General features: G+C 68.6%; 32 protein-coding genes. 5 read left to right on the top strand and 27 right to left on the bottom strand.

What is annotated here, in order from left to right:
• Nucleotides 1–56 precede the first annotated feature (56 nt).
• From ACPCJR_RS14250 to ACPCJR_RS14260, 3 genes are all read right to left on the bottom strand, one after another.
• Complete coding sequence (locus ACPCJR_RS14250; RefSeq protein WP_391515564.1) at nucleotides 57–1,145, bottom strand: phosphatase PAP2 family protein; 1,089 nt, start codon at nucleotides 1,143–1,145, stop codon at nucleotides 57–59.
• Between the two features lie 92 nt (nucleotides 1,146–1,237).
• Nucleotides 1,238–2,491: a GGDEF domain-containing protein gene (locus ACPCJR_RS14255; protein ID WP_391515626.1), complete on the bottom strand. Its 1,254-nt coding sequence runs from the start codon at nucleotides 2,489–2,491 to the stop codon at nucleotides 1,238–1,240.
• 103 nt (nucleotides 2,492–2,594) lie between these two features.
• Nucleotides 2,595–2,975, bottom strand: a complete 381-nt coding sequence (locus tag ACPCJR_RS14260; RefSeq protein WP_391515562.1) for a hypothetical protein — start codon at nucleotides 2,973–2,975, stop codon at nucleotides 2,595–2,597.
• A gap of 329 nt (nucleotides 2,976–3,304) precedes the next feature.
• On the opposite strand from ACPCJR_RS14260, the gene ACPCJR_RS14265 reads away from it, so the two are divergent.
• The 3 genes from ACPCJR_RS14265 (at nucleotide 3,305) to ACPCJR_RS14275 (ending at nucleotide 5,411) form a co-directional block, all read left to right on the top strand.
• Nucleotides 3,305–3,844, top strand: a complete 540-nt coding sequence (locus ACPCJR_RS14265) for a thermonuclease family protein (protein ID WP_391515560.1) — start codon at nucleotides 3,305–3,307, stop codon at nucleotides 3,842–3,844.
• Nucleotides 3,845–4,138: 294 nt separating this feature from the next.
• On the top strand, nucleotides 4,139–4,420 hold the full coding sequence (locus ACPCJR_RS14270; protein WP_110351470.1) for a hypothetical protein: 282 nt from the start codon (nucleotides 4,139–4,141) through the stop codon (nucleotides 4,418–4,420).
• A 46-nt stretch (nucleotides 4,421–4,466) separates the two neighbouring features.
• Nucleotides 4,467–5,411: an ABC transporter ATP-binding protein gene (locus ACPCJR_RS14275; RefSeq protein ID WP_391515558.1), complete on the top strand. Its 945-nt coding sequence runs from the start codon at nucleotides 4,467–4,469 to the stop codon at nucleotides 5,409–5,411.
• A 4-nt stretch (nucleotides 5,412–5,415) separates the two neighbouring features.
• On the opposite strand, the gene ACPCJR_RS14280 is transcribed toward ACPCJR_RS14275, so the two are convergent.
• The 19 genes from ACPCJR_RS14280 to rplN form a co-directional block, all read right to left on the bottom strand.
• Nucleotides 5,416–5,874 (bottom strand): NUDIX hydrolase, encoded by a 459-nt coding sequence (locus ACPCJR_RS14280; RefSeq protein WP_391515556.1) that lies wholly within the window; start codon nucleotides 5,872–5,874, stop codon nucleotides 5,416–5,418.
• 240 nt (nucleotides 5,875–6,114) lie between these two features.
• The gene (locus tag ACPCJR_RS14285) at nucleotides 6,115–6,579 is read right to left on the bottom strand and encodes a MarR family winged helix-turn-helix transcriptional regulator (RefSeq protein ID WP_391515554.1); all 465 of its coding nucleotides are present in this window, start codon (nucleotides 6,577–6,579) and stop codon (nucleotides 6,115–6,117) included.
• A 290-nt stretch (nucleotides 6,580–6,869) separates the two neighbouring features.
• On the bottom strand, nucleotides 6,870–7,286 hold the full coding sequence (gene rplQ, locus ACPCJR_RS14290; RefSeq protein ID WP_391515552.1) for a 50S ribosomal protein L17: 417 nt from the start codon (nucleotides 7,284–7,286) through the stop codon (nucleotides 6,870–6,872).
• A gap of 243 nt (nucleotides 7,287–7,529) precedes the next feature.
• Nucleotides 7,530–8,567, bottom strand: coding sequence for a DNA-directed RNA polymerase subunit alpha (locus tag ACPCJR_RS14295; RefSeq protein WP_181425474.1), 1,038 nt, complete (start codon nucleotides 8,565–8,567; stop codon nucleotides 7,530–7,532).
• 78 nt (nucleotides 8,568–8,645) lie between these two features.
• A complete protein-coding gene (locus tag ACPCJR_RS14300) occupies nucleotides 8,646–9,527 on the bottom strand; it encodes an MBL fold metallo-hydrolase (RefSeq protein ID WP_391515550.1) in 882 nt (293 codons plus the stop codon).
• Between the two features lie 37 nt (nucleotides 9,528–9,564).
• Nucleotides 9,565–9,954 carry a 30S ribosomal protein S11 gene (rpsK, locus tag ACPCJR_RS14305; protein ID WP_109895534.1) on the bottom strand — a complete coding sequence of 130 codons (390 nt, stop codon included), beginning with the start codon at nucleotides 9,952–9,954 and terminating at the stop codon, nucleotides 9,565–9,567.
• A 171-nt stretch (nucleotides 9,955–10,125) separates the two neighbouring features.
• Nucleotides 10,126–10,494: a 30S ribosomal protein S13 gene (rpsM, locus tag ACPCJR_RS14310; protein WP_110351476.1), complete on the bottom strand. Its 369-nt coding sequence runs from the start codon at nucleotides 10,492–10,494 to the stop codon at nucleotides 10,126–10,128.
• 353 nt (nucleotides 10,495–10,847) lie between these two features.
• On the bottom strand, nucleotides 10,848–11,450 hold the full coding sequence (locus ACPCJR_RS14315; protein WP_391515549.1) for an adenylate kinase: 603 nt from the start codon (nucleotides 11,448–11,450) through the stop codon (nucleotides 10,848–10,850).
• Between the two features lie 144 nt (nucleotides 11,451–11,594).
• Nucleotides 11,595–12,938 carry a preprotein translocase subunit SecY gene (gene secY, locus ACPCJR_RS14320; RefSeq protein WP_391515547.1) on the bottom strand — a complete coding sequence of 448 codons (1,344 nt, stop codon included), beginning with the start codon at nucleotides 12,936–12,938 and terminating at the stop codon, nucleotides 11,595–11,597.
• Between the two features lie 114 nt (nucleotides 12,939–13,052).
• Nucleotides 13,053–13,562: a 50S ribosomal protein L15 gene (rplO, locus tag ACPCJR_RS14325; RefSeq protein WP_391515545.1), complete on the bottom strand. Its 510-nt coding sequence runs from the start codon at nucleotides 13,560–13,562 to the stop codon at nucleotides 13,053–13,055.
• A gap of 13 nt (nucleotides 13,563–13,575) precedes the next feature.
• Nucleotides 13,576–13,770: a 50S ribosomal protein L30 gene (gene rpmD, locus ACPCJR_RS14330; protein ID WP_096485157.1), complete on the bottom strand. Its 195-nt coding sequence runs from the start codon at nucleotides 13,768–13,770 to the stop codon at nucleotides 13,576–13,578.
• A 12-nt stretch (nucleotides 13,771–13,782) separates the two neighbouring features.
• Nucleotides 13,783–14,361: a 30S ribosomal protein S5 gene (gene rpsE / locus ACPCJR_RS14335; RefSeq protein WP_012253652.1), complete on the bottom strand. Its 579-nt coding sequence runs from the start codon at nucleotides 14,359–14,361 to the stop codon at nucleotides 13,783–13,785.
• 90 nt (nucleotides 14,362–14,451) lie between these two features.
• Complete coding sequence (gene rplR / locus ACPCJR_RS14340) at nucleotides 14,452–14,814, bottom strand: 50S ribosomal protein L18 (protein WP_391515542.1); 363 nt, start codon at nucleotides 14,812–14,814, stop codon at nucleotides 14,452–14,454.
• Between the two features lie 11 nt (nucleotides 14,815–14,825).
• On the bottom strand, nucleotides 14,826–15,359 hold the full coding sequence (rplF, locus tag ACPCJR_RS14345) for a 50S ribosomal protein L6 (RefSeq protein ID WP_110351481.1): 534 nt from the start codon (nucleotides 15,357–15,359) through the stop codon (nucleotides 14,826–14,828).
• Nucleotides 15,360–15,375: 16 nt separating this feature from the next.
• Complete coding sequence (gene rpsH / locus ACPCJR_RS14350) at nucleotides 15,376–15,771, bottom strand: 30S ribosomal protein S8 (protein ID WP_192282721.1); 396 nt, start codon at nucleotides 15,769–15,771, stop codon at nucleotides 15,376–15,378.
• Between the two features lie 12 nt (nucleotides 15,772–15,783).
• Nucleotides 15,784–16,089 carry a 30S ribosomal protein S14 gene (gene rpsN, locus ACPCJR_RS14355; RefSeq protein ID WP_012454048.1) on the bottom strand — a complete coding sequence of 102 codons (306 nt, stop codon included), beginning with the start codon at nucleotides 16,087–16,089 and terminating at the stop codon, nucleotides 15,784–15,786.
• A 42-nt stretch (nucleotides 16,090–16,131) separates the two neighbouring features.
• The gene (gene rplE, locus ACPCJR_RS14360) at nucleotides 16,132–16,698 is read right to left on the bottom strand and encodes a 50S ribosomal protein L5 (RefSeq protein ID WP_110351484.1); all 567 of its coding nucleotides are present in this window, start codon (nucleotides 16,696–16,698) and stop codon (nucleotides 16,132–16,134) included.
• Nucleotides 16,691–17,005: a 50S ribosomal protein L24 gene (rplX, locus tag ACPCJR_RS14365; RefSeq protein WP_110351485.1), complete on the bottom strand. Its 315-nt coding sequence runs from the start codon at nucleotides 17,003–17,005 to the stop codon at nucleotides 16,691–16,693. The genes rplE and rplX overlap by 8 nt, the downstream gene beginning before the upstream one ends.
• The gene (gene rplN / locus ACPCJR_RS14370; RefSeq protein WP_012253654.1) at nucleotides 17,005–17,373 is read right to left on the bottom strand and encodes a 50S ribosomal protein L14; all 369 of its coding nucleotides are present in this window, start codon (nucleotides 17,371–17,373) and stop codon (nucleotides 17,005–17,007) included. Before rplN ends, rplX begins: the two co-directional genes overlap by 1 nt.
• Nucleotides 17,374–17,906: 533 nt before the next feature.
• Here rplN and ACPCJR_RS14375 point away from each other — a divergent pair.
• Entirely contained in the window at nucleotides 17,907–18,302 is a 396-nt protein-coding gene (locus ACPCJR_RS14375) for a TadE/TadG family type IV pilus assembly protein (protein WP_391515539.1), read from the top strand.
• Nucleotides 18,302–19,936 carry a TadG family pilus assembly protein gene (locus ACPCJR_RS14380; RefSeq protein WP_391515537.1) on the top strand — a complete coding sequence of 545 codons (1,635 nt, stop codon included), beginning with the start codon at nucleotides 18,302–18,304 and terminating at the stop codon, nucleotides 19,934–19,936. The genes ACPCJR_RS14375 and ACPCJR_RS14380 overlap by 1 nt, the downstream gene beginning before the upstream one ends.
• A gap of 73 nt (nucleotides 19,937–20,009) precedes the next feature.
• On the opposite strand, the gene rpsQ is transcribed toward ACPCJR_RS14380, so the two are convergent.
• The 5 genes from rpsQ to rplV are packed head-to-tail and all read right to left on the bottom strand — an operon-like array spanning nucleotide 20,010 to nucleotide 22,099.
• Nucleotides 20,010–20,273 carry a 30S ribosomal protein S17 gene (gene rpsQ / locus ACPCJR_RS14385; RefSeq protein WP_391515535.1) on the bottom strand — a complete coding sequence of 88 codons (264 nt, stop codon included), beginning with the start codon at nucleotides 20,271–20,273 and terminating at the stop codon, nucleotides 20,010–20,012.
• A gap of 11 nt (nucleotides 20,274–20,284) precedes the next feature.
• Entirely contained in the window at nucleotides 20,285–20,500 is a 216-nt protein-coding gene (gene rpmC, locus ACPCJR_RS14390) for a 50S ribosomal protein L29 (RefSeq protein ID WP_091947101.1), read from the bottom strand.
• Nucleotides 20,501–20,512: 12 nt separating this feature from the next.
• Nucleotides 20,513–20,926, bottom strand: a complete 414-nt coding sequence (rplP, locus tag ACPCJR_RS14395; RefSeq protein ID WP_003597105.1) for a 50S ribosomal protein L16 — start codon at nucleotides 20,924–20,926, stop codon at nucleotides 20,513–20,515.
• Between the two features lie 32 nt (nucleotides 20,927–20,958).
• The gene (gene rpsC, locus ACPCJR_RS14400) at nucleotides 20,959–21,705 is read right to left on the bottom strand and encodes a 30S ribosomal protein S3 (protein ID WP_012454030.1); all 747 of its coding nucleotides are present in this window, start codon (nucleotides 21,703–21,705) and stop codon (nucleotides 20,959–20,961) included.
• 10 nt (nucleotides 21,706–21,715) lie between these two features.
• Nucleotides 21,716–22,099, bottom strand: a complete 384-nt coding sequence (gene rplV, locus ACPCJR_RS14405) for a 50S ribosomal protein L22 (protein ID WP_108940089.1) — start codon at nucleotides 22,097–22,099, stop codon at nucleotides 21,716–21,718.

Raw genomic sequence — 22,099 nt, forward strand, 5'->3', positions numbered from 1 at the left:
CGATCAACCCGAGATCGTATGAGGCGCCGCTCGGCACCATCGGTCCGCGACCGGCCTTAAGGATGTCGCTCGGCGCCGATCGCCGCGAAGCGACCGCTCCCCGGCAGCGTCCGCGGATCGGGCATCGCCGCCCGCCGCCCCTCGAAGACGGTAGGGAGGCGGCGCCGGAAGTGCTGATACGCCAGCAACAGAACCCCCATCAGCGTCCCTGCCGCGACATCCGGCAGGTAATGGCCGCCCGCCCCGACCGTCGCGACGATGATCGCCGCATTGAGGAGGAGCGCCAGCGGGCCGAGCACCGGCACCGGGGCGAGCGCCCAGGCGGTGAGGACCGCAAGCGCCGCGTGGAACGAGGGGAAGGTGACGAGGCCGCGGATCTCGGAGAGGGCGAGCGTCGCCATCGTGCCCTCCCGCAGGGCCTGCAGCGCGTCGAGGTGCCAGAGGGCGCCCACGGTCTCCAGATGCCCGGCCGGATAGGCCTGCGGCTGGTAGAAGGCGTAAGGGCCCACCGCCGGCCAGAGGGCCGAGAGCAGAACCGAGGCGAGCAGGGCCAGCGAGAACAGGCGGGCATAGGCCCAGAGGCGGGACACCCGCGAGACCGCACTCAGCGCGACGACGACGAGACCGACCTGCGGGCCGCTCGAATGATAGGCGAGCGCGAGCCCGTGGGACAGGTCCGGATGCGCGGCCAGGAAGCCGAGCCAAGCCTGCCAGTCGAAGCCCAAAGCCGCCTCGAATCGGGCGAGCCAGGGATCGGCGAGCGGCGGCGCCAGGGTGGCCGTGAGATAGTGAAGCACGGCGACCGCGGTGGTGAAGGCGGCCAGATACGCGCTCGACAGCGCCATGGCCCTGAGCTTGGGTTCCGGTTTGACGGCGCTGAACAGCAGGGCGAGCGCGAGCAGCACCGCCACCGTGCCGGTCACCGTGAGCAGGCCGGGCCAAGCCACGGCGATGCCGGCCGCGGCGAGCCAGACCGCATCGATGACGGCCACGAATCCTGTGACGGCCCAGAATCCGCCCCCCGGTGCGGCGAGGCCCGCCGAGAGCGCGCGCCGCGGCGAGCCGGCTCCGGATCCCCGAGCGAGGTCCGGCGCCTGCGGGCAGTCCCGCGCCGCCCCGGCCCCGCGTTCCGCATCAAGCAGCATCCGTCGGTCGCTCCCCACCGTCCGCGACCGATCCGGTCACCCCGCGGAGGGGAAGACGCGGCAGAGCGGGGTTTGGTTCGGCGTGTGCGGCCTCAGGCCGAGGGTGCCGCCGTCTGCGACGGCTCCTGGCTCGACGCCGGCCGGTTGGCGTTCGCCGCCGGGCTGAAGCTCTCGACCCGGTCCCGTCCCTCGTTCTTGGCGGCGTAGAGGGCGAAATCGGCGGCCCGGAGCAAGTCGATCGCCCGGATGCCCAGTTCGCGCGTCCGGCCGCGGGCGGCGGTCACGCCGACGCTGACGGTGAGCCGCGTCCCCACCGGGCGGCCCGGATGACGGATCGCGAGATCCGTGACCGCCGCGCGGATCGCCTCCCCCGCCTCGCGCACCGCCGACGGCTCCGCATCGGGCAGGAGGACGACGAATTCCTCGCCGCCGTAGCGCGCCGCCAGCCCGCCGCGGGCCGCGACGGAGGCCTGGAGCGCCGCCGCGACCGCCACGAGGCAGCGGTCTCCCTCGGCATGGCCGGCGGTGTCGTTCAGGAGCTTGAAGTGGTCGATATCGACGAGGATCACCCCGAGCCAGGCATCGTCCCGTCCCGCGTGCTCCCAGACCGCTTCCAGCCGCTCGGAGAAATACCGGCGGTTGGCCAGGGTGGTGAGGGAGTCGGTCTCCGAGAGTACGGTCAGGCGCGCATTGGCGTGGGCCAGCGCCTCGCCCTGCCGCTTGACCCGCAGGGCGATGAGGAAGGTCTTCCGCGCCTCCCAGTCTCGGGAATAGCTGAGCTTCAGCGGCACGAGGATGAGGCCGGAGACGAGGAGCGGCAGGCCGCTATGCCCGGGACTGTAGAGGCCGAAGGCGACGACGAGACCGGCATAGAGGGCGAGCGAGGCGCCGCAGAACCAGAGGCAGTGCCGGAACGGCAGGGGCGCGATCAGCCCCACCACCAGCGGCACGATGGTGGCGATGATGACGTAGACGTCGGTGTGCGGCGCGGGCGCGAGACGGGCGCTGTTGAGGACGACGACGATGTCGACGAGCACGGTGGCCAGCACCGCGATCGAGATCCGTGTCACGGTCGGCCGCCCCCGCAGGGAAGCGATCGCCGCCAGCGCCACCGGGCAGAACAGGCCGAGCGTCATCGCCAGCGGCACCGCGAAGCCCTCGGGGCCGAACACCTCGCGGTCCATGATGAGGGACAGGACGTTGAACAGGGTGAAGAGGCCGAGCCAGGACTGGACTTGGAAGCCGCTCTGACGCTCCGTCTCGGCCCGGAACTGCGCTTCGAGCGGGTCCGACAATCTGAGCCGATACCAGGGGCGGCTCAATCCGGCTTCGATAGGCGAAAGCATCGACATGCCAAGCAAGCCTCGAGGCCCCGATGGTAGCTGAGCCATTGCCCTTCGCTCAAGACGAAAGGATAATGGCAAGGCGAGAAAGACACCGGTCGTCGCACTATGGGCCGGGCGGTCTCGAGACCGGCTCACCCGCAGCGCCGTAGCCGCGCCGGGCCGCCTCCCGGTTGACGATGCCGAAGCGCAGGACCGCCTCCTCCAGGTAATCGACCGCCCGCACGAGTTGCCGGCGCGCCCGCTCGATCGTCTCCTCGGGATCGTCGCCCAGGGTTTCCGCCAGCGTCACCGACGCGATCAGCACCCGGTCCCGCTCGTCCTCGATTCGCCGGTCGCGCTCGACATGCCCGCGCACCTGCGCATCTAACGGCCCGATCACCGCCCAGGGAAAATCGTCCTTTCGGCCCGAGCCGGGAAAGGCGGCGGCGAGCCGGCGGGCCTGCGCGGCGGCGCTGCGCACCAGATCTTCCAGCCTCGTCTCCATAGCCCACCTTCCCTTCCCAGCCGCCCGATACGACGCGCCTTCATCCGTTCCCGCAATCCACACCCGGCAGCCAAGCCCCGAGCGGCGGAGCGCAACGACCGTGCCTGCGGCGCAGGATGCGACGCTGCCATGAGGTTGCGACATGAGGCCAGCCACGAAATGGGCATAACCTCTGCTTTAGGGTTTTCGGCAAACGCTCGCTCCGCTGCCGGACCCCGATCGGACCCGAGAGCGACCGGGCGTTTCGTCAGCCACACGTGAGCGACCCCCACGTGAACGTCACTGGCCGGCGCCGCCGTATCGGCGCGCCGGAAAAGCAGGGTGCTTCGATGAGACGAACGGGATTGCTCGGCCTCGGCGTTCTCGCCTTCGCCGTGGCCGGCACGGCCGGAATCGGTCCGTCCCGGGCCGGCGAGAGCGTGAGCGGACGGCCTCGCGTCCTGACCGGCGATACGCTGGTCGTGGGCGGGCGCATCGTCGGCCTCTACGGGGTGGCGGCGCCGGGCCTGACGCAGACCTGCCTGAACGCCAAGGGCCAGAGCTACGCCTGCGGCACGCGCTCGGCCAGGGCGCTGGCCGCCCACCTGAAGGACGCCACCGTCACCTGCCAGATCCGGGAGACGGATGCCTACGGGCGCGCCCTCTCCGTCTGCCACCGCGACAAGGAGGACGTGAACGCCTGGATGGCCGAGAAGGGTCTGGCCATGGCCGAGCGCGGCGGCAAGGCCGCCTATGTCGGCGCCGAGACCCTGGCCTGGGGCAAGCGCCTCGGCCTGTGGGCGGGCTCGTTCGAGGACCCGACCGCGCAGAAGCGGACGAGCTACTCGCGCGCCAACGCCATGGCCGACGCGCAGCCCGAGGCCCGCTGACGCTGCCGCCCTCCATCCGACCTGGACAGGGCACGCAGCCGGGGCCGATCCCGCGCGGACCGGCTCGTGGCCGAGACCTGCGGTGAGCAATGGCACCGGGCGAACCGCGGCGCGTCCTTGCGCCGCTTGCGATCACTCCGGCCCGGTGCCACCTAGGCGCTTGCGCGCAACGCAGGTCGGCCGATCACGTCGGCCGGTCACCCCCGCGAGCCTCACCTTCCTCGGCCGCCCGGAGCGGTGGAATGCGGCCTCGAGCGGGACCGGCGGCGTGCATCAGGGAGTGATTGAGAAGCCATGCGTCGCCCGATCGCCGTCTCCGCCCTTCTGCTCGCAGGCCTGATGGCGGCTGCGCCCGCCCTCTCTCAGGACGCGGGCGACCGCCGAACAACTCCGACCGGGCGCACCGTGACCGCCACCGGCCAGACCAAGCCGCCGACGCCGGGCACGGCGCAGGGGCAGATCTCCCCGGCCTCGCAGGACCAGATGCTGAAGGCGCAGCGCGCCGCCCGCGACCGCGACAAGGCGTGGGATGCCAAGATGAACAAGACCATGGGCTCGATCTGCAAGGGCTGCTGACGGCAGGGCCTTTGAGCATCGAGGCCGAGACCCGGCCGCTCCCGGCATGATCCGGTTCGAGGGCGTCACGAAACGCTTTCCCGGCGCCGATCGCCCGGCCGTGGACGCCCTCGACCTCGTGGTCGCGGAAGGCACGACCTGCGCCCTGATCGGCTCCTCGGGCTGCGGCAAGTCCACCACCCTGCGCATGGTCAACCGCCTCGTCGAGCCGGAGGCGGGCCGCATCCGCATCGGCGAGCGGGACATTGGCGGCATCGATCCGGTGACCCTGCGGCGCGGCATCGGCTACGTGCTCCAGGGCGTCGGCCTCTTTCCCCATCGCAGCGTCGCCCAGAACGTGGCCACCGTGCCCGCCCTGCTTGGCTGGCCGCGGCAGCGCATCGCCGCGCGGGTGGAAGCGATGCTCGATCTCGTCGGGCTCGAACCCGACCGCTTCCGCGACCGGCGTCCCGACGCGCTCTCCGGCGGCCAGCGCCAGCGGGTGGGCGTGGCCCGGGCGCTCGCCGCCGACCCCGACGTGCTCCTGATGGACGAGCCGTTCGGTGCGGTCGATCCCGTCGCCAGGGATCGCCTTCAGAGTGAGATCGGTGCGATCCTGAAGCGCCTGCGCAAGACGGTGATCCTCGTCACCCACGACATCGGCGAGGCGATGCGGATGGGCGACCAGATCGCGCTGATGCGGGACGGGCGCCTCGTGCAGGCCGGCTCGCCCGACCGTCTGCTCGCCGCCCCCGCCGACGCCTTCACGGCGAATTTTCTGGGCGAGACGCGGGCCCTGCGGCGCCTGGAGCGGCTTCAGGTCCGCGACTTCGCGCAAGCCCCGGCCGCGGGTGAGGCAGCGCCGGTGATCCCGGAAGGGGCCAGCCTGCAGGAAGCGCTCGACCGCATGCTCGAGACCGGTACCGATCGGGTCACCGTCGGCGACCGCAGCCTCACCCTGGAGGCCGTGCGCGCCGCCGCGCGGGCGGCCCCCGGTGAAGGCGGGGACTGAGGGCTCAGCCCTTCTTCTTCGCCTCTCGGTTGCTGGCGGCCCGGATCAGACCGGCCAGGCCCGACTCGATCACCGCGTCGGCCGCCTCGGACGGCGAAAACCAGCGCGCCTCGCGCTGGCCGCGCTCGGGAAACTTCTTGAGCTGCTTGCGCACCTCGAGGGGGAAGACCTTCACTTGGCAGAGCACCGCGTCACGGTTCTTCAGCCGCTTCTCGTAGAGGTAGAAGCCGAGCGGGCGCTTGCCGACCTGCCCGACCACGCCCGCCTCCTCGTAGGCTTCGCGGGCGGCGGCCTCGTAGGGCTTGCGGCCCTTCATCGGCCAGCCCTTCGGGATGACCCAGCGCCGGGTCTCACGCGAGGTGACGAGCAGAATCTCGGTCCCGCCATCCGGAGTCCGGCGCATCGGCAGCACGCCGACTTGCGGCCGCGCCTCGCGGGTAATCTCGATCGGCCCGGACGTCATTCCGCTGAAACGCCTCGCGTCCGGCACGGTTCGCAACCGGCCCATCCCTCCAGGCTCGTCCCGGCAGGTGGGCGAAACAGACAGAACCAGTTGAAGCTATGATGACGGGAAAGCACGTCGCCGTGACCGAAAGCTGCCGTCGCGCCGAGACGATGGGCGACAGGGCTCAGTACCGGATCGGAAGGCAGGGGCTCAATCGAAATTTAACCGGCAAAGGATGCGGCACGCCGCCCGCCGGGATCAACCTGCCGCGCAGAGGTTCTCGATGAGCGCGTTCAGATCCGCCCGCATGGCCTGGATCTCGGGCTCCGACATGTTGAGCTGGCACATCACGGACTGGCGCACGGCGACCGCCTCGTCGCGCAGGGCGCGGCCCTGCTCCGTCAGGGCGATCTCGACCTCCCGCTCGTCCGACTGGCGACGGCTGCGATTGAGAAAGCCGCTGCTCTCCAGCCGCTTCAGCACCGGCGTCAACGTGCCGGAATCGAGGCGCAGGCGCCGCCCGATCTCCGAGACGGTGATGCCGTCCGTCTCCCACAGCACCAGCAGCACGAGGTATTGCGGGTAGGTCAGCCCCATCCGTTCCAGCATCGGCCGGTAGGATTTCGTCATCCGGTGGGCAGCAGCGTAGAGCGCATAGCAGAGCTGATTGTCGAGAAGCAGCGGGTCCCTCAGCACCTCAGCGGTCTCGTTGGGAGCATTCACGGTTCACATCCTGCCGTTCGACTAGGTCTTCCGGCCGGCCGCGCCATGGAAACGGGCACCCGCGCACCGGCAATCCTGACTCCGCCGCTCCAACCACCACGATAGCGGATGAAAGACGGCAAGGTACATGCACAATTGTCCCAGTACCGGCTTTCCCCGCGCTTTCTCGGTGACAGCGGCGGCGAAGACTCGCGTTCACGGAAAGCTTCAAAAGCAAAAAGGCGGCCGTGAGGCCGCCTTTCGCGTCGATCGTCGGTGCCGGGCTCGAAGGGCCACGGCGTAAGACCGGATCAGGCGGCGTCGGCGGTCTCGACGGCGGTCGGACCGGAATCCTTGCCGCGGGCGTCGACGTCGCGGTCCACGAACTCGATCACGGCCATCGGAGCGTTGTCGCCGTAGCGGAAGCCGGCCTTCATGATGCGGCAGTAGCCGCCCGGACGCGACTGGTAGCGCGGGCCGAGCACCGTGAAGAGCTTCCTGACCATGTCCGCGTCGCGGATCTGGGCCATGGCGAGGCGGCGGGCATGGATGCTGTCGGTACGGCCGAGCGAGATCAGCTTCTCGACGACCGGACGCAGGTCCTTGGCCTTCGGCAGCGTGGTGACGATCTGCTCGTGCTTGATCAGCGCGGCGGACATGTTGGCGAACATCGCCTTGCGGTGCTCGGCGGTGCGGTTGAAGCGGCGACCGCGGTAGGAGTGACGCATTTTTTGGGCCTTTCCGTTGTGATCCGGCCGCCGTGCCAAGGGCCGACCGGTGCCGCTGATTGCGGCTCTTCATTTCCGCATAACCCCGCGGCGGGATTCCAACCCGAAACCCTCATCCTGAGGTGCCGCGTGAGCGGCCTCGAAGGAGGGCTCCAGAAGTCTCTGCGAGCGCTGGAGGCCTCCTTCGAGGCCTCCGCTTCGCTCCGGCACCTCAGGATGAGGGCGGAGTTTAGGAGCAGCGCCTCAGTAATGTTCCTCGAAGCGCTTGGCGAGATCCTCGATGTTCTCCGGCGGCCAGCCGGGAACGTCCATGCCGAGGTGCAGGCCCATGCCGGCGAGCACTTCCTTGATCTCGTTGAGCGACTTGCGGCCGAAGTTCGGGGTGCGCAGCATCTCGCCCTCGGACTTCTGGATCAGGTCGCCGATGTAGACGATGTTGTCGTTCTTCAGGCAGTTCGCCGAACGGACCGACAGTTCCAGCTCGTCCACCTTCTTGAGCAGCGCCGGGTTGAAGGGAAGCTGCGGCGCGAGCGGCGCGGCCTCTTCCTTGCGGGGCTCCTCGAAGTTCACGAAGACCTGGAGCTGGTCCTGGATGATGCGGGCGGCGTAGGCCAGCGCATCCTCCGGCGACACGGCGCCGTTGGTCTCGAGCGTCATAGTCAGCTTGTCCTTGTCGAGATCCTGGCCCTCGCGGGTGGTCTCGACGCGGTAGCTGACCTTGGTCACCGGGGAATAGAGCGCATCGACCGGGATCAGGCCGATCGGCGCGTCCTCGGGGCGGTTGCGCTCGGCCGGGACGTAGCCCTTGCCGGTGGCGACCGTGAACTCCATGCGGATCTCGGCGCCGTCGTCCAGCGTGCAGATCACGAGGTCGGGGTTCAGGATCTGGATGTCGCCGACCGCGCCGATGTCGCCGGCCGTGACGAGGCCCGGACCGGTCTTGCGCAGGGTCATGCGCTTCGGGGTATCGGTCTGCGAGCGCAGGGCGATGGTCTTGATGTTGAGGACGATGTCGGTCACGTCCTCGCGCACGCCCGGGATCGACGAGAACTCGTGCAGCACGCCGTCGATCTGGACCGAGGTGACCGCGGCGCCCTGAAGCGAGGAGAGCAGCACGCGGCGCAGGGAGTTGCCGAGCGTCGTGCCGAAGCCGCGCTCCAGCGGCTCGGCCACGACGGTGGCGACCCGCTTGGGATCGTCGCCGGCGGAGACCTGCAGCTTGTTCGGCTTGATGAGCTCTTGCCAGTTCTTCTGAATGACCACGGTCCTACCTCTTGCCAAACCTGCGCCGCCGGCGTCCCGGAGAGCGCTTCGGCCGGCCCTGGAGCGCTCGCGGAGCGCCCGGACCGGTCCCAAAAATCACGGCTGCTCGCCCGCCACCCAGAGAGCGGGAACGAAGCGGTAGCCCGCACCATCGCGGGCGACGGTGCCGAGCGCCGGGAACTCCAGATGGGAGCCGGCGATGAAAGTCCGCTCGGTCGCCACCTCGTCGAGCACGCGCTTGCGGGTCGCGCGCGCCTGATCCCCGTCCACGTCGAAGGCGACGCCCGCCTCCGGCTGCTTGAACTGGATCGCCGGCATATGCACCACGTCGGTCCACATCAGCAGGGACTTGTCCCCCGATACGATCCGCATGCCGCAATGTCCCGGCGTGTGGCCCGGCAGCGGGACGGCGGTGATGCCGGGCACCAGCTCGCCGCCCTCGTGCCGACGCAGCCGCGCCCCGTAGGGCGCGACCGCCTTGCGAGCGTTCTCGAAATACGGCTTCGCCTCGTCCGGCGCCCGGGAGAGCGCCTCGTCGGGAAGCCAGTGGGCCGCCTCGTCGGCATGCACCACGAGTTCCGCATTCGGGTAGGCCGCGCTGCCATCCTGCTTCACCAACCCGCCCGCATGGTCGGGATGGAGATGGGTGAGGAGCACGGTCTCGATCTCCTCCGGCGCGACGCCGGCGAGAGCGAGCGCGGCAGGCACCCGGCCCATGGTGGCGGGACCGAAATGCCCGTAGCCCGAATCGATCAGCACCGGCTTGCGGCCAGGGCCGGTGACGAGGAAGGCGTTGAGCGTGACGACCGGAGCCTCGGAGCGGAAGCCGGCCCGCTGCAGCGCGCCGGCCTCTTCCTTGGCGATGCCCGTGACGAGATCGAGGGAGCCCTGAAACCAGCCGTCGTTGAGCGCGGTGACCGTGAGGTCGCCGAGGTTCCGACGCAGCGCGCCGGGAAGGGGCTTCGATCCGTCCGCCATGGGCGTCTCCGTCCGAGTGTGCTCCGGGTCCGTCCGATCAGACGCGGCGGCGCTTGCGCGGCCGGCAGCCGTTATGCGGGATCGAGGTGACGTCGCGGATCGAGGTCACGGTGAAGCCCGCGGCCTGGAGCGCGCGAAGCGCCGACTCACGGCCCGAACCGGGACCGGAGACCTCGACCTCGAGGGTGCGCATGCCGTGCTCGGAGGCCTTGCGGGCCGCGTCCTCGGCCGCGACCTGCGCAGCGTACGGCGTCGACTTGCGCGAGCCCTTGAAGCCCATGGCGCCGGCGGACGACCACGAGATCGTGTTGCCCTGCGCGTCGGTGATGGTGATCATCGTGTTGTTGAACGAGGCGTTCACGTGCGCCACGCCGGAGACGATGTTCTTGCGTTCGCGGCGGCGGACGCGGGTCGGTTCCTTGGCCATCTTGTTCTCGCTGGTCCTTCAATCACGCCCGTAACACCAGGCGCTCGGGATTCTTTTGAAATTAGACCGGGCCGCTCGCGGAGCCCGGCCTGTTACGCCGGCATCCTCAGCGGGACACCCGGCGCGACGGAAGGTAGGCCGAGCGAAGCACGGCCTACCAATGCCGAAACGTTACTTCTTCTTGCCGGCGATCGGCTTGGCCTTGCCCTTGCGGGTACGGGCGTTGGTGTGGGTGCGCTGGCCGCGGACCGGGAGCTGCTTGCGGTGACGCAGGCCGCGGTAGCAGCCGAGATCCATCAGGCGCTTGATGTTCATCGAGACTTCGCGACGCAGGTCGCCCTCGACGATGTAGTCGCGGTCGATGGTCTCGCGGATCTGAAGCACCTCGGCGTCGGTGAGCTGGTTCACCCGGCGCTCGGCGGGGATGCCGACCTTCTCGGTGATCTCCTCGGCCTTCTTCGAACCGATGCCGTGGATGTACTGAAGCGCGATGACGACGCGCTTGCCAGTCGGAATGTTGACGCCTGCGATACGGGCCAAGATGATCTCTCCATGGGGCAGGGCCCTGCCCCGCCGTCAGCGAATGAAGGCGCGCGTCCGGTGGAGGCCGGCCCCTGCGCACCCGCCCAAAACGACAAATCGGCCCGCAAGCGCTCCCTGTGAGGCGCTCCGGACCACCATCCCGTTTGGACGAAGGGGGCCCGCCTAGCGCGAGCGGGCCGACTTGTCAACGCCTTGCAAACGGTCTCTTCGACGGATGACGCGAGAGAGCGAGCGCGTCAGCGATGGCAGCGGCTTCGCCCGTCCGCGTGGAGGGACACCTCTGACAGAGAAAAGCCCGCTCCATCGAGATGGAAGCGGGCTTCGCCATCGGTCAGTTCGGTGCCGTCGAATCAGGAATTCGCCGTCTCGCGAAATCCGTCGAGCAGACCGGTCACGTCACCGCTCACCTCGTTGATCGGCTTCATGCCGTCGATCTTCCGAAGCAGGCCCGTGCCGGCATAATAGTCGGAGAGCGGGGCGGTCTGCCGCTTGTAGGCGTCGAGGCGGGTCTTGAAGACCTCGGGCGTGTCGTCCTTGCGAACGGGCTGCCCCTTTGCCGCGGTCTCCTCGGCGCGCCGGGCGATGCGGCCGACCAGCGCGTTCTCGTCGACGACGAACTCCACCACGGCGTCCAGCGCGATGCCCTTCTCGGCCAGCATCGCGTCGAGCGCCTTGGCCTGTTCCACGGTGCGGGGGAAGCCGTCGAGGATGAAGCCGCTCTTGGCGTCGGCCTCCTCGATCCGGTCGGCGACGATACCGACCACGACGGCGTCCGGCACGAGGCCGCCGCTCTCCATGATCGACCTCGCCTCCAGGCCCACCGGCGTCCCGGCGGCGACCGCCGCGCGCAGCATGTCGCCGGTCGAGAGCTGCGGAACCCGATAGCGCTCTACGATGCGCTCGGACTGCGTGCCCTTACCCGCTCCCGGCGGTCCGAGCAGAATGATCCGCATGGCGTCTCCCCGTCCTCAAGGCCCGGCGCCGGGCTCGTTCTTCCTGATCGGCGCGCCTCCCTTCCGAGGCTGCGCCAGCGTCAAGCCGCTGTGATGCGCAATTCCGGCCCGCGCGTCCACCGAACCTTTGGCGAAGTCGGGGGATCAGCGGCGCCGCGTGGTCGATGCACCGCGCAGCTTGGCCTTCTTCACAAGGCCCTCGTACTGGTGCGCCATCAGGTGACCGTGGATCTGCGCCACCGTGTCCATGGTGACCGAGACCACGATCAGCAGCGAGGTGCCGCCGAAGCCGAGCGCGGCCGAGGTGTAGGAGGCCACGATCTCCGGCACGAGACAGACGAAGGTGAGATAGGCCGCGCCGATCACGGTGATGCGGGTCAGCACCTTGTCGATGAAGGCCGCCGTGCGCTCGCCGGGGCGGATGCCGGGAATGAAGCCGCCATGCTTCTTCAGATTGTCGGCGGTCTCCTGCGGATTGAAGACGACGGCCGTGTAGAAGAACGTGAAGAAGATGATCAGCGCGGCGTAGGCGACCATGTAGAGCGGCCGGCCGTGGCCGAGATAGGCCGTCAGGGTGCCGAGGATGGCGGTCGAGCCCTGGCTCGCCGAGAAGCTCGCCACGGTCGTCGGCAGCAGCAGCAGCGAGGAGGCGAAGATCGGCGGGATCACGCCCGAGGTGTTGAGCTTGAGCGGCAGGAACGAGGTCTGGCCCTCGTACATGCGGTTCCCGACCTGGCGCTTGGGATAGTTGATCAGCAGACGGCGCTGAGCGCGCTCCATGAAGACGATGAAGTAGATCAGCGCGACCGCGGCAAGCCCGGCGCCGAGCAGGATGGCGGGCGAGAGCGCGCCCGTGCGGGTCAGCTCGAGCGCTCCGAAGATCGAGGCCGGCAGGTGGGCGACGATACCGGCGAAGATGATGAGCGAGGAGCCGTTGCCGATGCCGCGGGAGGTGATCTGCTCGCCGATCCACATCAGGAACAGCGTGCCGCCGGTCAGCGTCACGACGGTGGAGAGGATGAAGAAGGGCCCGGGATTGATGACCGCGTTCGAACCCTGGAGGCCGAAGGCGATGCCCCAGGACTGGACCAGCGCCAGCACCACCGTGAGGTAGCGGGTGTACTGGTTGATGACCTTGCGGCCCGACTCGCCCTCCTTCTTCAGCGCCTCCAGGGTCGGTACGACCGAGGTCAACAGCTGAACGATGATCGAGGCCGAGATGTAGGGCATGATGTTCAGCGCGAAGACCGCCATGCGCTCGACGGCACCGCCGGAGAACATGTTGAACATGCCGAGCACACCGCCAGCCTGGTTCTGGAAGTTGCGCGCGAACTGCTCGGGATCGATGCCCGGAATCGGGATGTAGGTCCCCAGCCGGAACACGATCAGCGCGCCCAGGGTGAACCAGATGCGCTTCTTGAGCTCGTCGGCCTTGGCGATCGCGCCGAAATTCAGGTTGGCGGCAAGCTGCTCGGCGGCTGAGGCCATGTCATTGATCCCGGAATATGCCGTCGGGACGCGCTTCGAACGGTCCCTGAAAGCGGAAACGGCGGCCGCGTGCGAGCACGGGCCGCCGCTTCGGCGTTCGACTTAATGGCGGCGTCAGGCCGACGCAACTGCGCTGTCGGACGTGCCGCGGTGGGCGACGCCGGCGGCGAAGGTCGTGGTCACCGAACCGCCGGCCCGCTCGACGGCCTCGACGGCCGACTTGGAGGCGCGGGTCACCTCGAAGCTGAGCTTCGCGGTCAGCTCGCCGACGCCGAGCAGCTTCACGCCGTCGCGGGCCCGGCTAATGATGCCGGCCTGGACCAGAGCATCGACCGTCACGGGGGCGTTGGCGTCGAGCTTGCCGGCATCCACCGCCGCCTGGACACGACCGAGGTTCACCTCGTTCAGGTCATGGGCGTGGATGTTGTTGAAGCCACGCTTGGGCAGGCGACGATGCAGCGGCATCTGGCCGCCCTCGAAGCCCTTGATGGACACGCCGGTGCGGGCCTTCTGACCCTTCACGCCGCGGCCAGCGGTCTTGCCCTTGCCGGAGCCGATGCCCCGACCGACGCGCATCCGGTTCTTGGTCGCGCCTTCGTTGTCGCGGATTTCGTTGAGCTTCATGGTTAAGCCCTCCTCACGCCGCGGCGTCGTCGAGGACGCGCACGAGATGCGCGACCTTGCGGATCATGCCGCGCACCGAGGGAGTATCCTCCAGCTCGGACACGCGGTGCAGCTTGTTCAGCTTGAGGCCGATCAGCGTCGCACGCTGGGAGGCCTCGCGGCGGATCGGCGAGCCGATCTGCTCGACGCGGACAGTCTTGGTTGCCATGCTGCCCTCCCCTTACGCGACGGCCGCTTCGGAGGTGTCGGCCGGGTCGGCGTCACGGCGACGGGCCTGGAGGGCCGACACCTTGAGACCGCGACGGGCCGCGACCGAGCGCGGGCTGTCCTCGTTCTTGAGCGCGTCGAAGGTGGCGCGCACGAGGTTGTAGGGGTTGGACGAGCCGAGCGACTTGGCGACGACGTCCTGCATGCCGAGCGTCTCGAACACGGCGCGCATCGGGCCGCCGGCGATGATGCCCGTGCCCTGCGGAGCAGCGCGGAGGATCACCTTGCCGGCGCCGTGGCGGCCGTTGACGTCGTGGTGCAGGGTCCGGCCCTCGCGCAAGCTGACCCGGATCAGGCCACGCTTGGCGGCTTCCGTCGCCTTGCGGATGGCCTCCGGCACCTCACGGGCCTTGCCGTGGCCGAAGCCGACGCGGCCCTTCTGGTCGCCGACGACGACGAGCGCCGCGAAGCCGAAGCGACGGCCACCCTTCACCACCTTGGCGACGCGGTTGATGTGGACGAGCTTGTCCACGAACTCGCTGTCGCGCTCCTCGCGGTCGTCGCGGCGACGACCCTCGCGTTCACGTGCCATATCTGATTCCTGTGATCTCACTGACGCGGATCGGAACGACCCGCTCGCTCGATGGGTCCCCTCCCCGCGAAGGGGAGGGAACGCGGCGTCTTAGAAGTCCAGGCCACCCTCGCGGGCGGCGTCGGCGAGAGCCTTGACGCGGCCGTGGAAGATGTAGCCCGAGCGGTCGAAGACGACCTTGGTGACGCCCGCAGCCTTGGCGCGCTCGGCGACGAGCTTGCCCACGGCCTCGGCCGCCGCCTTGTCGGCGCCGGTCTTGAGGCTGGCCTTGAGATCCTTGTCGAGGCTCGAGGCGGCGGCGAGCGTGCGGCCCGCTGCGTCGTCGATGACCTGGACGTAGATCTGCTTGGACGAGCGGAACACCGACAGCCGCGGACGGCCGTTGGCGGCAGCTCTGAGGGCCCGACGGACCCGCGCCTTGCGGCGCAGGAGGGCTTCGTTCTTGTTCGACATGATCGCCCCCCTTACTTCTTCTTGCCTTCCTTGCGGAAGATGAATTCGCCAGCGTACTTGACGCCCTTGCCCTTATAGGGCTCGGGGCCGCGATACTCGCGAATCTCCGCCGCGACCTGACCGACGCGCTGCCGGTCGATGCCCGACACCACGATCTCCGTGGGCTTGGGCGTCACGATGGTGATGCCGGCCGGGATCTCGTACTCGATGTCGTGGCTGTAGCCGAGCGAGAGCTTGAGCGCCTTGCCGGCCATCGCCGCGCGGTAACCCACGCCGGTGATCTCGAGCTTCTTCTCGAAGCCCTTGGAGACGCCCTCGACGAGGTTCGCCACCTGGGCGCGCGAGGTGCCCCACAGGGAGCGGGCCTGCTTCGACTGGTCCTTGGGCTGCACCGAGACGGCACCGTCCTTGAACTCGACGACCACCTGGGGCGGGACGACGAACTGGAGTTCGCCCTTCGAGCCCTTCATCTTCACCGTCTGACCCGTGACCGTGGCGGTGACGCCAGACGGGACGGGGACGGGCTTCTTGCCTACGCGAGACATGTCGCTGTCCTCCGGATCAGAACACCTTGCAGAGCACTTCACCGCCGACGTTGCGCTCGCGCGCCTCGTGATCGGCCATGACGCCCTGCGGGGTCGAGATGATGGTCACGCCGAGACCGTCGGCGACGCGCGGCAGCTCGCCAACCGACGAGTAGACGCGGCGGCCGGGCTTCGACACGCGCTTGATCTCCCGGATGACCGGGCGACCGTCGTAGTACTTGAGCTCGATCGCGAACTCGGTGCGGCCGTTGCCGAGGTCCGACACCGCGTAGTCGCGGATGTAGCCCTCGGACTTCAGCACGTCGAGGACCGAGGCGCGCAGGCGCGAGCCGGGGGTCTGGACGACGTTGCGGCGACGGCTCTGACCGTTGCGGATGCGGGTGAGCATATCACCCACGGGATCGTTCACCATGGATGCCTCCCCTTACCAGCTGGACTTCACGAGGCCGGGGATGAGACCCCGGTTGCCGAGCTCGCGCAGAGCGACGCGCGAGATGCCGAGCTTGCGGTAGTAGGCCCGCGGGCGACCGGTCATCTCGCAGCGGTTGCGGATGCGGGTGGCCGAGGAATTGCGCGGCAGTTCCGCGAGCTTCAGGCGCGCCTCGAAGCGCTCCTCCATCTCACGGGACTCGTCGTTGGCGATGGCAAGGAGGGCCTTACGCTTCTCGGCGAAGCGCTTCACCAGCTCCTTGCGGTGGTTGTTCTTCTCGACTGAGCTTTTCTTAGCCATGTCTTTCTCCAGTGTCCGCGTCTAAGCGACGAAAGCCGCCGCTTACTGCCGGAACGGGAACTTGAAGTGGGCGAGGAGAGCCTTGGCCTCTTCGTCCGTGGTGGCGCTCGTCTGGACGACGATATCCATGCCCCAGGTCTGCTCCGCCTTGTCGTAGGAGATCTCCGGGAACACGAGGTGCTCCTTGAGGCCCATGGCGTAGTTGCCGCGGCCGTCGAAGGAGCGCGGGTTCAGGCCGCGGAAGTCGCGGACGCGCGGGAGCGCGATCGTGACGAGCCGGTCCATGAACTCGTACATGCGGGCCTTGCGCAGGGTCACCTTGCAGCCGATCGGCATGCCCTCGCGGACCTTGAAGGTCGCGATCGCCTTGCGGGCGCGGGTGATGACCGGCTTCTGGCCGGCGATGAGCGCGAGGTCGCCCGCCGCAACGGTGGCCTTCTTCGAGTCCGCGGTGGACTCGCCGACGCCCATGTTGATGACGATCTTCTCGATCTGCGGGACCTGCATCGGGTTCTTGTACCCGAACTGCTCGATCAGCTTCTGCCGCACGACCTCGTCGTAATGCTTGCGCAGACGCGGGGTGTAGGCGTTCTTGTCGGCCTCAGCCATCGATCTGATCCCCCGTGGTCTTGGCGAACCGGACCTTGCGCCCGTCGTCGAGGATTCGGAATCCAACGCGGGTCGGCTTGCCGTTGGCGTCGGCCACCGCGATGTTGGACAGGTGGATGGCAGCCTCCTTGGAGATGATGCCGCCTTCCTGGTTCTGAGTCTGGCGCTGGTGCTTCTTCACCAGGTTGATGCCGCGAACCAGGGCCTTGCCCTCCTTCGGCATGACCTGGACGACCTCGCCGGAGCGGCCCTCGTCGCGACCGGTGAGAACGACGACCGTGTCGCCCTTCTTGATCTTGGCGGCCATCACAGCACCTCAGGAGCGAGCGAGATGATCTTCATGTGGTTGCGGGCGCGCAGCTCGCGCGGCACCGGCCCGAAGATACGGGTGCCGACCGGCTCCTTCTGATTGTTGATCAGAACGGCGGCGTTCTTGTCGAAGCGGATCACCGAACCGTCGGCTCGCTTCACGTCCTTGGCGGTGCGAACGACGACCGCCTTCATGACGTCGCCCTTCTTCACGCGACCGCGCGGGATCGCCTCCTTGACGGAGACGACGATGATGTCGCCGACGCCGGCATACTTGCGCTTCGACCCGCCGAGCACCTTGATGCACATCACGCGGCGCGCACCCGAATTGTCGGCGACGTCCAGATTCGTCTGCATCTGGATCACGGGAGTGACCTTTCCTTGTTTCAGGCGGGTTTCCGCACACGGACGGTATTGCCCGGCGGACGACGCCTGATGGGGATCTGATGTCCCCGGATGTAATGAACCGCGCAAACGGCACTTTTCAGCACCGGCGCGGTCGCCGCGTACGAAGGGGTGCGAACACCCCAAGGACTGTCGCGAAGGCCGGTCCGGTACTACGGGCGGGCGTGAAATGCAAGACGTTCGGGACCCGCAAAGCAACTTTCAGGCGGGGTCGCGCCTCGGACGATCGTGCGGCACGGAACGTGACCCGACCGCCGACGGCGAGTCGCGACGCGGCCTCGACGGGAATGTCCTGGCCGAAGGCAGGCGAGCTTCAGTCTCGGCGAACGGAAATATAATTTCCGTCGGTTGCGCCATAAGACTTCAGCAACCTGAGAGGCGAACGATGCAGCATTGAAAGTCAGTCAGCGCCGCAGGATCGCGCCATGAGACGATCGCGACAAGACTCTAACATTCGCTACTGCCGCGCAGTCCGACATGCCTTTCTGATCGACGTGCGAGGGGCGATCGCGGTCGAGTTCGCGTTTCTCGGCCCCCTGCTGTTCTACCTCATGCTCAACATCTTCGTCGGCGCGATCTACTTGGGGGCCTTTCACAAGCTGCAGCACGTGACGGCTCAGGCGGCGCGCGCCTCCATCGCCGGCATCGATGCGGGCGAGCGCCTGAGCCTGGTGCGGCAGAGCCTCGATCGCGCCCTCAGCGACGGCGTGCTGCTGCGGCCGGCCTCCGTCAGCGTGTCGGTCGATGCGCTCTCGGCCGATCGGACGCATTACCGCGTCAGCCTGAGCTACGACACGCGGGCGCTCGGGCTCGGGCGTATTCCCGGCGTCGCCACCTTCGTGCCCGAGACGCTCACGAGTTCCTTCGACGTGCGAAACGGTGGGCTGTGATGAGGATCCGCTCCGATCAACGCGGTTCGGTCACCGTCATCACCGCCCTCAGTTTCACGGGTCTGCTCGGCGCCGCCGCCATCGGTCTCGACCTCAGCGTTCTCTACAATGCCCAGCGGCGGGCTCAGGGCGCGGCCGACCTTGCTGCCCTCACCGCCGCCAGCGATCCGGCAACCGCCGAGGCAGCGGCACGGCGCGCGCTCGCGGATAACGGCTTCAGCGACGCGGCACGGATCGAGATCCGCACCGGCTCCTACCTGCGCAGCGCCGCCCTTCCCGAAGCGAGCCGCTTCACTATGGCTAGCGCCTCACCGAACGCGGTGCGGGTGAACCTCAATGCCCCGGTCCGGCTCACCTTCGGCCGCTTCGTCGGCCTGCCCGCGGCCTTCGACATCGCCGTCACCAGCACGGCGGCGAATACGCGCTTTGCTGCCTTCAGCCTCGGCTCCGGCGTCGCGGCGCTGGATGCGGGCATCGCCAACGCGGTGCTCGGCGCCATGCTCGGCACCCGCCTGTCGCTGACGCTGCTGGACTTCAACGCCCTGCTCTCCGCCCGGGTCGACGCCTTCCGCTTTCTCGATGCGCTCGCGACGGATCTCGGATTCCAGGCGGCGAGCTACACGGACATGATCGCCGCCAGCGCCACGCCGGGCCAGATCCTCGGCGCGCTCGCCGTCTCGGCCGCCTCGACCTCCTCGGCAACGGCCGGAAGCGTCCTCGGCCGGTTGGGACAGGCCGTTCCGAAGGGGGCGGGCCGCATTCCCCTGCGCGGGATCATCGATCTCGGTGATGCGGAGAACCTCTCGCCCGAGCGGGGCAGCGCCGGTCCGGCCATCCGCCTCTTCGACGTCGTCTCGGCCGCGGCCGCCCTGGCCAACGGCGACCGTCAGGTCTCGGTCGATCTCGCCGGAAGCGTGCCGGGCCTCGTCGCGACCCGTCTCACCCTGGCCGTCGGCGAGCGGCGACAATCGTCAGGCTGGGTCGCGCCCGGCAGCGCGCGGGCGACCCTGCGGACGGGCCAGGTCCGGCTGCTGATCGAGACGCAGATCCGGGCTCCGCTCAATCTCGGAACGATCGCCCTGCCGCTCTACGTCGAGGCCGGAAGCGCGCAGACGACGCTGCGGGCGGTGGGCTGCTCCGGCGCCGCGGGCGGGCGCCGGGTCGATCTCGACGTACAGCCGAGCCTCGCCCGGCTGACGCTCGGCGACGTGACGGCCGCCGACATCAACGCACGGACCCCGCCGCCCAACGCCGCCCTACCGGCCGACCTGCTGCGCCTGCCCCTTCTGTCGCTCGCCATACGAGGACGGGCGCAGACGAACATCGGCTCGACCTACGCGCAGAGGGTCAGCTTCAGCGAGGACGACATCGTGCGGCACAGCGACCGGACGGTCTCGAGCGCCGGCCTGCTGTCCTCCGCGACCGGGAGCCTGCTCGGAACGCTGGAGCTCGACATCAACGGAGGCAGCCTGCTGCCGACGCTGCGACCGCTCCTGATCGCGACGCTCGCAGCCGCCGCCCCTGCGCTCGACGGCATTCTCGACACCACCTTGCGGGCGCTGGGCCTGCAGCTCGGCACCGCCACCGTCGCCGCGGAGGATGCGCGCTGCGAGCAGGCGGTGCTGGTGCAATGACGCCGGCCGGACGAACGAAAACGGGCGCGGAAGGATCCTTCCGCGCCCGCTTCGACTCTCGGAGAGAGAAAATTCAGGCCGTGCCGGCCGCCTCGGCCGCAGCCGCCTGATCCTCGACCAGCTTCCAGGTCTTGGTCTTGGAATAGGGGCGGGACTCCTCGATGAACACCGTCTGCCCGATCTTGGCCGAGTTGGCCTCGTCGTGGGCATGGTAGTTCTTCGAACGGCGAACCGTCTTCTTCATCACCGGGTGGGTGAAGCGACGCTCCACCTTCACGACGATGGTCTTATCGGTCTTGTCGCTGACGACGACGCCTTGAAGGACGCGCTTGGGCATGTGGAATCTCCTCAGGCCTTGGCCGCGTCCAGCGTCTTCTGACGCTGCAGCGTGCGGACACGGGCGATGTCGCGGCGAACCTCGCGGACGCGGGCGACGTTCTCGAGCTGGCCCGTCGCGCCCTGGAAGCGCAGGTTGAACTGCTCCTTCTTCAGGTTGACGAGCTCGTCGGAAAGCTGATCCGCCGACAGAGCGCGCAGATCAGACAGTCTCTGGTCGGACTTCATGATCTCTTCCTATCAATCAGCGATGCGCTGGATGACGCGGGTGCGCACCGGCAGCTTCGCGGCACCGAGGCGCAGGGCCTCGCGGGCGATGTCCTCGGCGACGCCGTCGACCTCGAACATGATCCGGCCCGGGTGGACGCGGGCCGCCCAGTACTCGGGCGCGCCCTTACCGGAGCCCATGCGGACCTCGGTGGGCTTGGCGGTGACGGGCAGATCCGGGAACACCCTGATCCAGACCCGGCCCTGACGCTTCATCTCGCGGGTGATCGCGCGGCGGGCCGCCTCGATCTGCCGCGCGGTGATGCGCTCGGGCTCCAGGCACTTGAGGCCGAATTGGCCAAAGTTCAGCTCGAAGCCGCCCTTGGCCGCGCCACTGATGCGACCCTTGAACTGCTTACGGAATTTGGTCTTCTTGGGTTGCAGCATGGCAGCCTCTCAAGATTTCTGCTTGATGAGCGTCAGGCGTGCGACGGCTCGCGGCGGCCGCGGCCACCCCGGTCGTCACCGTCACGCTCGCGGCGCCCGCCGGAACGGCCACCCTCTTCCTGGGCCTTCTTGTCCTGCGCCATCGGGTCGTGCTCGAGGATCTCGCCCTTGAACACCCACACCTTGATGCCGCACGTCCCGTAGGTCGTGAAGGCGGTGGCCGTGCCGTAATCCACGTCCGCGCGGAGCGTATGCAGGGGCACGCGGCCCTCGCGGTACCACTCGGTGCGGGCGATCTCGGCGCCGCCGAGACGGCCGGCGCAGTTGATGCGGATGCCCTCGGCGCCCAGACGCATGGCCGACTGCACGGCGCGCTTCATGGCGCGACGGAAGGCGACGCGGCGCTCGAGCTGCTGCGCGATCGACTCGGCGACCAGCGTCGCGTCGACCTCGGGCTTGCGCACCTCGACGATGTTGATCGTGACGTCGGCCTTGGTCATCGTGCCGACGAGCTTGCGCAGCTTCTCGATGTCCGCGCCCTTCTTGCCGATCACCACGCCCGGACGGCCCGAGTGGATGGTGACGCGGCACTTCCGGTGCGGACGCTCGATGACGATCTTCGAGACGGCGGCCTGCTTGAGCTGCTTCATGAGGGCAGCGCGGATGGCCACGTCCTCATGCATCAGCTTGGCGTACTCGCCCTTCTCGGCGAACCAGCGGGAATCCCAGGTCCGGTTGATGCCGAGACGCAGGCCGATCGGATTGATCTTCTGACCCATAATGGTCTCCTCAGGCCGCTTCAGCGCGCACTTCGCGAACCACGATCGTGAGGTTCGAGAAGGGCTTCAGGATGCGCGCGCCGCGACCGCGGGCACGGGCGTGGAAGCGCTTGAGCACCAGCGCCTTGCCGACGAAGGCCTGGGAGACGACGAGATCGTCCACGTCGAGGTCGTGGTTGTTCTCGGCGTTGGCGATCGCGCTCTCGAGGCACTTCTTCACATCGCGGGCGATGCGCTTGCGGGAGAATTCGAGGTCGGCCAGAGCCGACTCGACCTTCTTGCCGCGGATCAGCGCCGCCACGAGATTGAGCTTCTGGGGCGACACGCGGAGCATCCGCGCGACGGCCTTCGCCTCGTTCTCGGGAAGCGCGCGGGGGGTGGCAGGCTTGCCCAT

Source organism: Methylobacterium sp. NPDC097929, from assembly GCF_049543375.1.
Lineage (GTDB): Bacteria > Pseudomonadota > Alphaproteobacteria > Rhizobiales > Beijerinckiaceae > Methylobacterium.